At 58.4% G+C, this 14301-nt stretch carries 10 protein-coding genes; 4 read left to right on the plus strand and 6 right to left on the minus strand.

Annotated features, from left to right (window positions below; all coding sequences use genetic code 11):
- The first annotated feature begins 109 nt into the window (after positions 1-109).
- Positions 110-928, plus strand: coding sequence for a posphoenolpyruvate synthetase regulatory kinase/phosphorylase PpsR (gene ppsR / locus Q6A51_RS15220; RefSeq protein WP_201019044.1), 819 nt, complete (start codon positions 110-112; stop codon positions 926-928).
- A 148-nt stretch (positions 929-1076) separates the two neighbouring features.
- Here the strand turns inward: ppsR and prpF are convergent, their stop codons facing one another.
- From prpF to Q6A51_RS15245, 5 genes are all read right to left on the minus strand, one after another.
- Positions 1077-2267 (minus strand): 2-methylaconitate cis-trans isomerase PrpF, encoded by a 1191-nt coding sequence (prpF, locus tag Q6A51_RS15225; RefSeq protein WP_304575145.1) that lies wholly within the window; start codon positions 2265-2267, stop codon positions 1077-1079.
- A 180-nt stretch (positions 2268-2447) separates the two neighbouring features.
- Positions 2448-5030, minus strand: coding sequence for a Fe/S-dependent 2-methylisocitrate dehydratase AcnD (gene acnD / locus Q6A51_RS15230; RefSeq protein WP_304575146.1), 2583 nt, complete (start codon positions 5028-5030; stop codon positions 2448-2450).
- 69 nt (positions 5031-5099) lie between these two features.
- Positions 5100-6227 (minus strand): bifunctional 2-methylcitrate synthase/citrate synthase, encoded by a 1128-nt coding sequence (prpC, locus tag Q6A51_RS15235; protein WP_304575147.1) that lies wholly within the window; start codon positions 6225-6227, stop codon positions 5100-5102.
- Positions 6228-6411: 184 nt separating this feature from the next.
- On the minus strand, positions 6412-7305 hold the full coding sequence (gene prpB, locus Q6A51_RS15240; protein WP_304575148.1) for a methylisocitrate lyase: 894 nt from the start codon (positions 7303-7305) through the stop codon (positions 6412-6414).
- Complete coding sequence (locus Q6A51_RS15245) at positions 7302-8009, minus strand: GntR family transcriptional regulator (protein WP_201019039.1); 708 nt, start codon at positions 8007-8009, stop codon at positions 7302-7304. The genes prpB and Q6A51_RS15245 overlap by 4 nt, the downstream gene beginning before the upstream one ends.
- 432 nt (positions 8010-8441) lie before the next feature.
- Between Q6A51_RS15245 and rloA the strand changes: the two genes are divergently transcribed.
- From rloA to Q6A51_RS15260, 3 genes are read left to right on the plus strand one after another with little or no spacing between them, the layout of a single operon-like run.
- Positions 8442-8978, plus strand: coding sequence for a retropepsin-like aspartic peptidase RloA (gene rloA / locus Q6A51_RS15250; protein ID WP_201006848.1), 537 nt, complete (start codon positions 8442-8444; stop codon positions 8976-8978).
- Positions 8979-8982: 4 nt separating this feature from the next.
- Positions 8983-10521: an osmotic stress tolerance membrane protein RloB gene (gene rloB, locus Q6A51_RS15255; protein WP_304575149.1), complete on the plus strand. Its 1539-nt coding sequence runs from the start codon at positions 8983-8985 to the stop codon at positions 10519-10521.
- On the plus strand, positions 10521-11519 hold the full coding sequence (locus Q6A51_RS15260; RefSeq protein ID WP_304575158.1) for an alpha-L-glutamate ligase-like protein: 999 nt from the start codon (positions 10521-10523) through the stop codon (positions 11517-11519). Before rloB ends, Q6A51_RS15260 begins: the two co-directional genes overlap by 1 nt.
- Positions 11520-11597: 78 nt before the next feature.
- Here Q6A51_RS15260 and Q6A51_RS15265 read toward each other — a convergent pair.
- The coding region (locus tag Q6A51_RS15265) for an RHS repeat domain-containing protein (protein ID WP_304575150.1) at positions 11598-14301 on the minus strand (2704 nt) is incomplete at its 5' end.

The raw sequence follows: 14301 nt of genomic DNA on the forward strand, positions 1-14301 counted from the left end.
CTGACTTGAAGCAGCAACCTTGAAAAAAGGTGAGAATGCAGGCCATCAGGGCCTGCAAGCGCGCCTATGATATCCAAGAATCGTCACTAGCTTAAGGCCAAAGGCGCAAATGAAACGATCCGCTTTCTTCATCTCGGACGGCACAGGCATCACCGCTGAAACGTTGGGCCAGAGCCTGCTGGCACAATTTGAAAACATTACGTTCAACAAGTTCACGCGGCCCTACATCGACAGCGTCGAAAAGGCGCGGGCGATGGTACAACAAATCAACAATGCCGCCGACAAGGACGAGGTGCGGCCGATCATCTTCGATACCATCGTCAATCAGGAAATTCGCGAGATTCTGGCGACCTCCAACGGTTTCATGATCGATATTTTCTCGACCTTCCTCGCGCCGCTGGAGCAAGAGCTTAGTTCACACTCCTCCTACTCGGTGGGCAAATCTCATTCCATCGGTCATAACTCCAACTACATGGAGCGCATCGAGGCCGTGAACTTCGCCCTGGACAACGACGACGGAGCGCGAACCCATTATTACGACAAGGCCGACATCATCCTGGTGGGCGTCTCGCGCTGCGGCAAGACTCCGACCTGCCTGTACATGGCCATGCAGTTCGGCATCCGTGCCGCCAACTACCCGCTGACCGAAGACGACATGGAGCGCCTGCAACTGCCGGACGCACTCAAGGCCCACCGTAACAAACTGTTCGGCCTGACCATTGATCCAGATCGGTTGACCGCCATTCGCCATGAGCGAAAGCCCAACAGTCGCTATTCCAGCTATGCCCAGTGCGAGTTCGAAGTGCGCGAAGTGGAAAGCCTGTTTCGCCGGGAAAACATCCCGAACATCAACTCCACGCATTTTTCGGTGGAAGAGATTTCGGCCAAGGTGCTGGTGGAGAAAGGGGTTGAGCGGCGCTTCAAATAGCCCTTCCCATGCAGGAGTGCCTATTACTTTGTGGGAGGCAGCTTGCTGGCGACTTCAGCGTACAAACGCAGAATATATGCCGCTTCACAGGCCTTTTCGCCAGCAAGCTGCCCCCCACAAGTTTTGTTTATACCTTGACTGATCGGCATTACCAGGACGTACCCGGCACCCGCACCCAACCTTCCATCAACACCCTGGCGCTACGGCTCATGATGGCTTTGGTGACCTTCCATTCGCCCTCTTCCTGCTGCGCCTGAGCCCCCACGCGCAAGGTGCCGGACGGGTGCCCGAAAGTCACAGCCTCACGCTCGCCGCCACCTGCTGCAAGATTGACCAGCGTGCCCGGAATCGCCGCCGCGGTGCCGATGGCCACAGCCGCTGTGCCCATCATGGCGTGGTGCAGTTTGCCCATGGAGACAGCGCGCACCAGCAGGTCAATATCCTGTTTATTGACCGGTTTGCCGCTGGAAGACAGATAGTCTGCAGGTCCGGCAACGAAAGCGACCTTGGGGGTGTGCTGACGCAAAGCAGGATCATCGATGCTGTTGATCAGCCCCATGCGCAAAGCACCGTGAGCCCGAATGCTTTCCAGTTTCGCCAGCGCCTGGGCATCGCCATTGATATCGGTCTGCAACTCAGTACCGATATAGCCAATGTCGGCTGCATTGACGAAGACCGTGGGAATACCGGCGTTGATCATGGTCGCCTTGAGGGTGCCGATACCCGGCACTTGCAGCTCATCGATCAGGTTACCGGTGGGGAACATCGAACCACCCGCGCCCTCTTCATCGGCGGCCGGGTTCAGGAACTCCAGTTGCACTTCGGCAGCCGGAAAGGTCACGCCATCCAACTCGAAGTCGCCGGTTTCCTGCACTTCACCGTCCGTGACGGGCACGTGGGCAATGATGGTCTTGCCGATATTGGCCTGCCAGATCCGTACAACAGCCACGCCGCTGGACGGGATACGAGCGGCATCAACCAGCCCCTGGCTGATGGCAAAAGAACCCACGGCAGCGGAGAGATTGCCGCAGTTGCCACTCCAGTCGACAAAAGGCTTGTCGATGGAAACCTGGCCGAACAGGTAATCGACATCGTGGTCGGCCTTGCTGCTGCGCGACAGGATGACCGTCTTGCTGGTACTGGACGTCGCACCGCCCATGCCATCAATCTGTTTTTCGTAAGGGTCGGGGCTGCCGATGACCCGCAGCAGCAATGCGTCACGGGCCGAGCCCGTAACCTGCGCGACTTCCGGCAGGTCCTTCAGATTGAAAAACACGCCTTTGCTGGTGCCGCCACGCATGTAAGTGGCCGGGATACGGATCTGGGGTTTGTGGGGCATGGAAACCTCAAGTGCATATGTAAGACTAATGCCGATCAGTCAGGGCATACATGTCACCTGTGGGAGGGGCCTTGGCCGCGACGACCTACTGACAGGCAACACATTTTCAGTGCCTGAAACTGCGCTGTCGCGGCCAAGGGCCCCTCCCACGGATTATCGTCTTTCGCGGATGAATCGCTCCTACGCGGACTCCAGAAAATCCTGGGCGAAGCGTTGCAGCACACCGCCTGCTTCATAAATAGACACCTCTTCAGCGGTATCCAGACGGCAGGTCACCGGTACTTCCAGCCGCCCACCGTTCTTGCGCTGGATCACCAGCGTCAGGGTTGCCCGTGGCGTGCGCTTGCCGATCACGTCGAATGTCTCAGTGCCGTCGATCCCCAGCGTCAGGCGATTGGTGCCAGCCTGAAACTCCAGCGGCAAGACGCCCATGCCCACCAGATTGGTGCGGTGGATACGCTCGAAGCCTTCGGCAGCAATGGCCTCCACACCCGCCAGACGCACGCCTTTGGCCGCCCAGTCCCGCGAAGAGCCCTGGCCGTAATCGGCACCGGCAATGATGATCAGCGGCTGCTTGCGCTCCATGTAGGTTTCGATGGCTTCCCACATGCGGGTGACCTTGCCTTCCGGTTCGATACGGGTCAGCGAACCTTTCTTGACCTTGCCATCCACCAGCGCCATCTCGTTGAGCAACTGCGGGTTGGCAAAGGTGGCGCGCTGTGCAGTCAGGTGGTCGCCACGGTGAGTTGCATAGGAGTTGAAGTCCTCTTCCGGCAGGCCCATCTTTGCCAGGTACTCACCCGCAGCGCTGTCGAGCAGGATCGCGTTGGAAGGCGACAAGTGATCGGTGGTGATGTTGTCCGGCAGCACCGCCAGCGGGCGCATGCCCTTGAGTGTCCGCTCACCGGCCAGCGCGCCTTCCCAATAAGGCGGACGGCGGATGTAGGTGCTCATCGGACGCCAGTCATAGAGCGGTTCGACTTTCGGACCATGATCCTCCTCGAGGGCGAACATCGGGATGTAGACCTGACGAAACTGCTCCGGCTTGACCGAAGCCTGGACCACGGCGTCGATTTCCTCGTCGCTCGGCCAGATATCCTTGAGGCGGATTTCCTTGCCGTCGGCAATACCCAGCACATCGTTTTCGATATCGAAACGAATGGTGCCAGCAATGGCATAAGCCACCACCAGCGGCGGCGAAGCCAGAAAAGCCTGCCGTGCATAAGGATGAATGCGCCCGTCAAAGTTGCGATTGCCGGACAACACCGCCGTGGCATACAGATCGCGCTCGATGATTTCCTGCTGAATCTTCGGCTCCAGCGCGCCAGACATGCCATTGCAGGTGGTGCAGGCAAATGCCACGACACCAAAGCCCAGTTGCTCAAGCTCCGGGGTCAGCCCGGCCTCGTCCAGGTACAGCGCAACCGTTCTGGAACCGGGTGCCAGCGACGATTTCACCCAGGGCTTGCGAGTCAAGCCAAGACGATTGGCGTTGCGCGCCAGCAAGCCGGCCGCAATCACGTTGCGCGGGTTGCTGGTGTTGGTGCAACTGGTGATGGCAGCGATGATCACCGCGCCGTCAGGCATTTGCCCCGGCACGTCCTGCCACTGCCCGGCAATGCCTTTGGCCGCAAGATCAGTGGTTGCGACACGGGCATGAGGGTTGGATGGCCCGGCCATGTTGCGCACTACGCTGGACAGATCGAAGCTCAAGACCCGCTCGTATTCGACCTGCTGCAAACTGTCGGACCACAGCCCTGTGTGCCTGGCATACAACTCAACCAGACGCACCTGCTCGTCCTCGCGCCCGGTCAGGCGCAGGTAATCGATGGTTTGCTGATCGATGGAGAACATCGCGGCAGTGGCGCCGTATTCCGGGGCCATATTGGAAATCGTCGCCCGGTCCCCAAGGGTCAGGCTCGATGCACCTTCACCGTAGAACTCAAGATAGGCGCCGACGACTTTTTGCTTGCGCAGGTATTCAGTCAGAGCCAGCACCACGTCAGTGGCGGTAATGCCGGGCTCGCGGCGACCGGTCAGTTCGACACCGACGATATCCGGCAGACGCATCCAGGAGGCACGCCCGAGCATGACGTTCTCGGCTTCCAGGCCACCCACGCCAATGGCGATCACGCCCAGCGCATCGACATGGGGCGTGTGGCTGTCAGTGCCCACCAGCGTATCCGGGAAAGCCACGCCTTCGCGGACCTGCACCACCGGCGACATTTTCTCCAGGTTGATCTGGTGCATGATGCCGTTGCCCGGCGGGATCACCTCGACATTCTTGAAGGCCTTTTTGGTCCAGTCGATGAAGTGGAAACGATCCTCGTTGCGCCGGTCCTCGATGGCCCGATTCTTCTCGAAAGCCTGCGGGTCATTGCCGCCACACTCCACGGCCAGCGAGTGGTCGACGATCAACTGCACCGGCACCACCGGGTTGACCAGCGCCGGGTCGCCGCCCATAGAGGCAATGGCATCACGCAAGCCAGCCAGGTCCACCAGAGCGGTCTGGCCAAGAATGTCATGGCACACCACCCGCGCCGGAAACCAGGGAAAGTCCAGATCGCGCCTGCGCTCAACAAGCTGGCTCAGGGAAGCCTTCAACGTGGCCGGATCACAGCGACGCACCAGATTTTCAGCCAGCACACGAGAGGTGTAAGGCAACAGGTCGTAAGCACCCGGCCTGATAGCCTCGATAGCCCCTCGGGCGTCGAAGTAATCCAGCGAAGTGCCGGGAAGCGGCTTGCGGTATTCAGTGTTCATGGCACAGGACTCGATCACGGAGTTTGGGAGTAGAGAGGGGAACTCATGAGCGGCTCCCCTTCCCTTTTTTCAGCGCTGTTCGATGGGCACGAACTTGCGCTGCTCAACGCCGACATACTCGGCGCTCGGGCGAATGATGCGATTGTTGGAACGCTGCTCGAAGACGTGAGCGGCCCAGCCGGTCAGGCGCGAACAGACGAAAATCGGTGTGAACAGCTTGGTGGGAATCCCCATGAAGTGATACGCCGAGGCATGATAGAAATCCGCATTGGGAAACAGCTTCTTCTGTTCCCACATGGTCTTGTCGATGGCTTCGGAAACCGGGAACAACACCGTATCGCCCACTTCATCCGCAAGCTTCTTCGACCAGCCCTTGATGACCTCGTTGCGCGGGTCGGACTCCTTGTAGATCGCATGGCCGAAGCCCATGATCTTTTCCTTGCGCTCCAGCATGCCAAGAGTGCCTTTGGTGGCCTCTTCAGCCGAAGCAAAACGCTGGATCATCTCCATCGCCGCTTCATTGGCGCCGCCATGCAGCGGGCCGCGCAAGGTGCCAATGGCCGCCGTGACGCAGGAATACAGATCCGACAGGGTCGAAGCACAGACCCGTGCGGTAAAGGTCGAGGCGTTGAACTCATGCTCGGCGTAGAGGATCAGGGAGACATCCATGACCTTGCGATGCAGTTCGCTGGGGGATTTGTCGAGCAGCAGGTGCAGGAAGTGGCCGCCGATGGAGGTTTCATCCGTCACGCAATCGATGCGCTTGCCATCATGGGAGAAGCGATACCAGTAGCACATGATTGCCGGGAAAGCCGCCAGCAACCGGTCGGTCGCATCGCGCTGCTGCTCGAAGCTCAGTTCCGGCTCAAGGGTGCCAAGCATCGAAGCGCCAGTACGCATCACATCCATCGGATGGGTGTCGGCGGGAATGCGCTCCAGCACTTCTTTCAGCGCCTGTGGCAGATCGCGCAGGTTCTTGAGGCGTTTCAGGTAGGCCGTCAGTTGCGCCTGGGTCGGCAATTCGCCGTACAGCAGCAGATAGGCCACCTCTTCAAAGCGGGCCTCGGCAGCCAGTTCGCGCACGTCATAACCACGATAGGTCAAGCCCGCGCCAGCCAGGCCGACGGTGGACAGGGCTGTCTGGCCGGCAACCTGACCCCGCAGGCCGGCACCACTCAATACTTTTGCTTCAGCCATTGCATTCTCCAGTTCTTGAAATTGTCGGGAATTGGCGATTCGTTTTTCTTGGCGGATGAATTCCATGCATGCCGATTGGCACCTGTGGGAGGCAGCTTGCTGGCGAGGGGGCCAGCAAAACTGACGCATAGTCTGCATCTCTTCACACTGTCGCCAGCAAGCTGCCTCCCACAAAGTGTGTACATCACCCCTTCTTCTGAGCAAACAGCGCATCCAGCTTCTGCTCGAAAGTGTGGTAGTCGATGGCGTCATACAGCTCCATGCGCGTCTGCATGGTGTCGATCACATTCTTTTGCGTGCCATCGCGACGGATAGCGCCATAGACGTTTTCCGCCGCCTTGTTCATGGCGCGGAATGCCGATAAAGGATAGAGCACCAGCGAAACGTCAGCGGCCCGCAGCTCATCCACCGTGAACAACGGCGTGGCACCGAATTCGGTGATATTGGCCAGGATCGGCACGCCTGCGCGATTGGCAAACTGCTTGTACATGCTCAGTTCGGTAATGGCTTCGGGAAAGACCATGTCGGCGCCTGCCTCGATACAGGCTGCCGCCCGCTCCAGCGCCGACTCCAGCCCTTCGACTGCCAGAGCATCGGTGCGCGCCATGATCACGAAGCTGTCGTCGGTTCGCTCATCCACCGCTGCCTTGATGCGGTCGACCATTTCCTGCTGCGAAACGATTTCCTTGTTGGGGCGGTGCCCGCAACGCTTGGCGCCGACCTGATCCTCGATATGAATCGCCGCCGCGCCCGCCTTGATCATCGACCTGACAGTGCGCGCCACATTGAATGCCGAAGAACCGAAACCGGTGTCCACATCAACCAGCAATGGCAAGTCGCAGACATCGGTAATGCGCCGCACATCGGTCAGCACATCATCCAGCCCGGTGATCCCCAGATCGGGAATACCCAGGGAACCGGCCGCCACCCCGCCACCTGACAAATAGATCGCCTTGAACCCTGCGCGCCTGGCCAGCAGCGCATGGTTGGCATTGATCGCCCCCACCACCTGCAAGGGCTGCTCGCTGGCAACGGCATCACGGAAACGCTGGCCGGGAGTTTTATTGTTGTGACTCATTTTTCACCTCGGTCGGGAGCAGCCTGGTAATGGCGCTCGATGTTGCGTCTGGAAGCACCGATATGGCGGCGCATCAATAATTCGGCCAGCTCGCCATCGCGCTCGGCAATGGCGTCCAGAATGCGATGGTGTTCGGCAAAGGCCTGGCGCGGACGATTGGGGGTGGTGGAAAACTGGATGCGGTACATGCGCACCAGTTGATAAAGCTCGCCACAGAGCATCTGGCTGAGGGTCTTGTTACCGCTGCCCTGAATGATCCGGTAGTGGAAGTCGAAATCCCCTTCCTGCTGGTAGTAACCCACGCCGGCCTGAAACGCGGCATCGCGCTCATGGGTATCGAGCACATTGCGCAACTCATCGATCTGTTCGGTGGTCATGCGCTCGGCCGCCAGACGACAGGCCATGCCTTCAAGGGACTCACGAATTTCATACAGTTCGATCAGTTCGGCATGGCTGAGCGATACGACGCGCGCGCCCACATGCGGAACCCGGACCAGCAGTCGCTGACCTTCCAGCCGGTGAATGGCCTCACGCAACGGCCCGCGACTGATGCCGTAGGTGCGGGCCAGTTCCGGCTCGGAAATCTTGCTGCCGGGGGCGATCTCGCCTTTGACGATAGCCGCCTGAATACGCCTGAAGACATTTTCGGAAAGTGTTTCCGAGTCCTCGACAGCGACCGTGGAAGTCTCGACTGCATCCAACATATTGTCGACACCTTCAAAATGATATGTGGATAAATCTAGTAAACACGACACCTTTCGTCAAAATAATTCTCACGATTGTCGACAATCTATCAAAAAACGAGATTCCCCCAGCTACAGACCAATTCCAATCAATGAAAACACACACAAACTTGCAGGAGGCAGCTTGCTGGCGAAAAGGCCCGTGAAACCGACAGATATTCTGCGTCTGTACACCAAGTCGCCAGCAAGCTGCCTCTCACAAAGTTATTCATGCCTCTGACTGATCGGCACTACTACGACAGGCAGGGATAACTGGCATCACGAAACCTTCATGCTAGAATGGCCGCCGCATCTGCCGAGTGCAGCTCTTCAAAGGACACGGCCTGCCAGACACGCCAGGCTGAAAAACCTGCGCTGCGGCCCTGAAGTTTTCCGCCTGTCGCGCAAGGACCTATGAGACTCGAAACCCTCACCACGTTGCTCTGTCTGTTTTTTCTTCCTGCCATATGCGTTGCCGCCAACAAGACCGTCTATGGCCTGAACGAATACGCCAGACTCCTCAACATTGACCTTGAGGTCGCTGCCAAACTTGATACCGGTGCCAAGACCGCATCGTTGAGTGCGCGTGACATCAAGCATTTCAAGCGCAATGGCGAGAACTGGGTCAGGTTCTATCTGGCCATCGACAACAGCCACGCCCATCCCATCGAACAGCCACTGACGCGCATCAGCCAGATCAAGCGCCGGGCTGACGATGTCGACGCGGATGACGAAAAAAAATACAGCGCGCGCCCGGTTATCAACCTCGATATCTGCATGGGTGAAGTTTTACGCACCATAGAAGTGAACTTGACCGACCGAAGTGCTTTCCAATACCCGCTTTTGATTGGCTCCGATGCACTCAAACACTTCGATGCGCTGGTCGATCCAAGTCTTAAATTTGTGGCGGGCAAGCCCGCCTGTGCCTCCGTCGTTCAAAACGCAGAGTAAATAAATGCGCTCTCTTACACTTCATCTGAAAATCCTGATCACGTTTCTGGTGGCCCTGGGCATCGCGATCACGGCCTATCAGATCGTCATTCTCGGCATCCCGCTGACCGAGGACGAGACCGACAACCTGTGGAATATCGACGCCAAGGTAGAGTTCCAGGCCAACAGTAAAGAGTCGATCAAGATCCAGATGTTCGTCCCGCCCCTGACTACGGACTACATCAGCCTCAACGAAAGCTTCATTTCCAATAATTACGGTGTCAGCGTCAACCGCGTTGACGGCAACCGCAAGGTGACCTGGTCCTCACGGCGCGCCAACGGCAACCAGACGCTGTATTACCGACTGGTGCTGACCAAGCGCTATGGCGCAGACAAGCCCAAGAGCAAAGGCCCGATCTTTCGCGACAGCATCCCGGTAGAAGGCGCCGAGAAAATCGCCGCTGAAGCGTTGCTTGCGCCTATTCGTCGCCACTCCGCCGATGTCGAAACCTTCATCAGCGAGGCCATCAAGCGCGTCAACAACCTCAAGGACGACAACGCCAGGCTGCTGCTGGCGGGCGATACCTCGGCCGTCAAGAAAGCCCAGATCACCGAGCTTCTGCTGTCCATGGCCCACGTGCCGATGGAAAAGGTACACACCCTGCGCCTGATCACCGACCAGCCGCAGACACCCGAGCTGTGGCTGCGCAGTTTCAATGGCAAGGAATGGTTGTATTTCAACCCGGACACCGGTGAAGCCGGCCTGCCGGATGACCGGCTGCTGTGGTGGACAGGCGATGAAAACCTGATCAGCATCGAGGGCGGTAGAAAAGCTTCAGTCAGCTTCAGCCTCAATAACAGCGAAATGAACGCCATGCGGCTGGCCAAGCTGACCGATGAAAGCACCGATACGGACTTCCTGTCCTATTCGCTGTACGGCCTGCCCCTGCAAACCCAGCAGACCTTCATGATCATGGTGATGATCCCGATTGGCGTACTGGTCATCCTGATCCTGCGCAATCTGGTCGGCCTGCAGACACTCGGCACCTTTACCCCGGTGCTGATCGCCCTGGCCTTCAGGGAAACCCAGCTGGGCTTTGGCATCGCGCTGTTTACCGTGATCACGGCCCTTGGCCTGTCGCTGCGCTCCTATCTTGAACACCTGAAACTGCAAATGCTGCCGCGTCTGTCGGTGGTCCTGACCTTTGTCGTGGTGCTGATCGCGGCCATCAGCCTGTTCAGCCACAAACTGGGTCTGGAACGCGGCTTGTCGGTAGCCCTGTTCCCGATGGTGATTCTGACCATGACCATCGAGCGCCTGTCGATCACCTGGGAAGAGCGCGGTGGCGGCCATGCCATGAAAGTGGCCATCGGCACCCTGTTCGCGGCCTCTCTGGCGCACCTGATCATGAGTGTGCCGGAGCTGACCTACTTCGTCTTCACCTTCCCGGCCGTGCTGCTGATTCTGGTTGGCTTCATGCTGGCGATGGGCAGATACCGTGGCTACCGCCTGACCGAACTGCTGCGTTTCAAGGCATTCATCAAAGCAGAAGACGCCAAATGATCGGTTTGTGGAAGACCTGGAAAGCCCTGGAAGCCAAGGGCATCATGGGCATCAACCGGCGTAATGCCGACTACGTGCTCAAGTACAACAAGCGCAGCCTGTACCCGATTGTCGATGACAAGATCATCACCAAGGAACGGGCCATGCAGGCGGGCATCCAGGTCCCGGAAATGTATGGTGTCATTTCCACGGAAAAGGAAATCGACCGCCTCGGCGATATCCTCGGCCAGCATACCGACTTCGTCATCAAGCCCGCACAAGGCGCTGGCGGAGACGGAATTCTGGTGGTGGCCGACCGTTTCGAGGGGCATTACAAAACGGTCTCGGGGCGCATCATCACCCACTCGGACATCGAACATCAGGTGTCCAGCATCCTGACCGGGCTTTACTCGCTAGGCGGGCATCGTGACCGGGCGTTGATCGAATACCGGGTCATTCCGGACCAGATATTCAAGAGCATCAGCTACGAAGGCGTGCCCGATATCCGCATCATCGTGCTGATGGGCTACCCGGTAATGGCCATGCTGCGCCTGCCGACGCGCCAGTCCGGCGGCAAAGCCAACCTGCACCAGGGCGCCATCGGGGTCGGCGTGGGCCTGGCCAGCGGCGTGACCCTCGAAGGCACCTGGCTCAACAGCATCATCAACAAGCACCCCGATACCACCAATGCCGTGGACGGTGTACAACTGCCCTACTGGAACGGTTTCATGAAACTCGCCGCCGAGTGCTACGAACTGTGTGGCCTGGGCTACATCGGCGTAGACATGGTGCTGGACCAGGAAAAAGGCCCGCTGATTCTTGAGCTCAACGCCCGCCCCGGCCTGAATATCCAGATCGCCAACAACTGCGGGCTGACTCACCGGACCCAGGCGGTTGAGGCGCGTCTGGAAGAACTGGCACGCCAGGGGATAAAGGAGACGCCCGAACAGCGGGTGAGTTTCGTGCAGGAGGTGTTTGGGTGTGAGGGGGTCAAGTTACCTCGTCAACCCCCATATTGAATATTAAGCACGGGCGCACAATTGCTTTTCAATACCCAAACAAAGCCTTACTGAAACAGCAAACTGAATCGACTCCCGTCATGCATTAACTGCTCTTGTAAAGGTTTTTTTAAATCCTGCAAGTTTTGCAGGAAGAGCAGATCCGAGAGAAGCTCGAGCAGCAGCAGCCTCAGCCTTAGCCTCAGCAGCAGCATCCAAAGCCTCCTGAACACCCCTAGCCCTCTCCGGGGCAAACGGATGACGATATTTAAAAATTGCAAAAAAATCGTCCTCAGAAGCCGGAAAGGCACCCCCCCTGCGATTAAGCTCCGTAACAGCGTCCAATGTCTCCAGTGCTTTAGAACTCTGCCAATTGATAAGGGACACCGCGCCTGAAAGTGCACTCACAACTCCCAACCCCGCCGAAACATACCCCAAAATCGCACCTGCATTAGAATCAGGAGTAACAACCGACGCCACACCACTGGCAATCCCTGTCACTCCAGATGCAATCCCAACCGCGATCGACACCTGAGTAGACGCACTCAACGTCGCCCAACCGGCAACCACAGTAGCTGCCGCAGCAGTCGCCGCGCCCAATGAGGCAACACTGGCAACAATGCCCACAATCGAAAGCCCAATCCCGATGACCGGCATCAACCATTTCGGCAAATGCCCGTCCGGATCCAGATAATTGACCGGATCCCCCAGGCAATACGCATAAGGGTTCACCCCTCCCCGATCAAACGGGCTCAGGTTGTCCGGGCTATGAAACCGCATCAGCACCGGGTTATAGGCGCGATACCCCTGACCGAGCAGGTACCAGCCCGTGGACGGCTCACACAGTTCGCCGTTGAAGGCGCAGCGGCTGTCCACTGCCGGTGTGTCGCTGCGATGACCATAAGCGCTGTATTCGGCAGACGTGACGCTGCCTGCATCGGCCTCAGCCATTACCGTCTTTTTTGCATCGGTCGCCAGCAGCAAAGTCGCAGCCGTTGCTCCGCCCAGACGTTCGGCCAGCAAGGTATCACTGCTCCCGATAAAGGTTCGCTGCTGCGCGCCCTGCAACTGATTTGCCAGTTGCCCCTCCCGATAGAAACGCCGCTCATGAGCACCCGCTTCGCTGGAGCGGGTCAGGCTGTCCTGCGCATCATAGCCATAATCCACCACAGCAGACCCATCGTTTGCGGACACCGCAAGCAGGCGCCCCAAGGCGTCGTATTCCAATCCGCGTCCGGCTTCGTCAAGCGTCAGGTTGCCGTTGTCATCGTAATCCAGCTCGATATTGGCAGGATAATCGGCATGGCTGTTACGCACGGCGCTGAGCTGGGTCGGGTCGCGCCCGGTATATTCGTAATCGGCAACATTGCTGCCACCTGCGAAGACCGTCTCAACGCTCAGGATATTATCGAGCGCATCGAACTTGAACGTCTGGCTCTGGATCTGTTTGCCCTGCGGGTCCACCGGCGCATCAGGGCCGGAAGCGGTGTACAGCTCCAGCCGCCCCCTGGCATCGTAAACGAAGGTTTCATCACGCAGCACCGTACTGCCCTCTTTCAAGGTGCGCTGTTTCAGGTGATCGGCCGCGTCATAGGCCTGAACCAGTTGCTGTATCGTTCCTCCCGGCAGAGTAAAACTGCGCAAGACCTCACGACCTGCATCGTCATACTCCAGGCTGACACTCAGGCTCTGGCCGCTGTCCACGGTTGTGATGCTGTCGAGCAGACCCTGGGCGTTATAGCCAAAAGCCGAGACCAGCGCGCCAGCATCGAGCTGTTCGAGCCGACCGCTTTCGTCATAGCGATAAGTCTGGGTCTGGCCGAGTACATCGGTATATCTGAGCAAAAGCCCCTTTAAGCTGTAGCGATACTGCATGGCATAGGCTTCGCCGCCCTGAACCCTGCGCTCCTCCTTGATCTCGCCATTGCTGTAGTAATCGCGCTCCAGCTCCTGATCCTGTTCCTTGCTGCTCAGCAGCCGGGCACTCTGCAGGTCATAGGTGTAATCGGCCGTGCTGCTCAGCATCTTGCGCTGGACCGGTTGATCGCCCAATTGAGGCTGGTAGACATAATCAATGGCCTCGCCGCCTGGCGTATAGACCTTGCCGGGCTGTAGCTGAGCGCCTGGATACTCGAACCGGCTGACCCGGCCACCAATGGTGGAGTCGGTCATGCGCTTCAAACCATCGAATGTCTGTTCGCCTACTACCACGCCATCGACAGCAATCGATACAGGCAAGTCCTCACGGCTGTGCAAGGCGTAGGTCCGCTCTACCTGTGCTCTGTCAGGCAGTTGACTGATGCGCAGGCGGTCAAAGGCGTCATAACTGGATTCCCGGTAATTGCGCAACGCATCGAATTGCCCGAAGGTTCGCCCAAGGCCATCGTAAGTCGTGGTTTCGAGGCTGATACGCGACTCATCCAGCGCCAGCCGCTCGATAGAATCAGGCTTGTCGAACAGATTGTTCACGGTGACGGTCTTGCCCATCCCCGCCTGCCACTCGCTGGTGGTGCGCTTGATGGGGTCCTGGACCTTGTGCCGCTCGATCCCGTCCGGGCCGGTGATACTGCGCTGTTCACCCCAGTCATCGTATTGATAGGTATTGGTCAGGGGCAGTTCACGCAGTTGCAGCTCCGGCTCATCCTCGACGTCCACCAGCAGCCAGTCACTCTCGGTGTCCTCGGTCAACAGCCCGCGGCCGTCGTACAGCGCGCTGTAGGTCTGGAAGTAATCGGCAGGTTTGTTCTCGTCGGCGCCCTGCCGCAACTCCTTCACCACACGGTTCATGCCATCGAGCAAGGTG

Origin of the sequence: Pseudomonas serbiensis (assembly GCF_030580745.1) — a bacterium.
GTDB classification, from domain to species: domain Bacteria; phylum Pseudomonadota; class Gammaproteobacteria; order Pseudomonadales; family Pseudomonadaceae; genus Aquipseudomonas; species Aquipseudomonas serbiensis.

What these genes read in the sequence shown, in the direction of transcription:
- ppsR (WP_201019044.1), top strand. Translation starts at nt 110, where the DNA reads ATGAAACGATCCGCTTTCTTCATCTCGGACGGCACAGGCATCACCGCT.
- prpF (WP_304575145.1), bottom strand. Translation starts at nt 2,267, where the DNA reads ATGCCCCACAAACCCCAGATCCGTATCCCGGCCACTTACATGCGTGGC.
- acnD (WP_304575146.1), bottom strand. Translation starts at nt 5,030, where the DNA reads ATGAACACTGAATACCGCAAGCCGCTTCCCGGCACTTCGCTGGATTAC.
- prpC (WP_304575147.1), bottom strand. Translation starts at nt 6,227, where the DNA reads ATGGCTGAAGCAAAAGTATTGAGTGGTGCCGGCCTGCGGGGTCAGGTT.
- prpB (WP_304575148.1), bottom strand. Translation starts at nt 7,305, where the DNA reads ATGAGTCACAACAATAAAACTCCCGGCCAGCGTTTCCGTGATGCCGTT.
- Q6A51_RS15245 (WP_201019039.1), bottom strand. Translation starts at nt 8,009, where the DNA reads ATGTTGGATGCAGTCGAGACTTCCACGGTCGCTGTCGAGGACTCGGAA.
- rloA (WP_201006848.1), top strand. Translation starts at nt 8,442, where the DNA reads ATGAGACTCGAAACCCTCACCACGTTGCTCTGTCTGTTTTTTCTTCCT.
- rloB (WP_304575149.1), top strand. Translation starts at nt 8,983, where the DNA reads ATGCGCTCTCTTACACTTCATCTGAAAATCCTGATCACGTTTCTGGTG.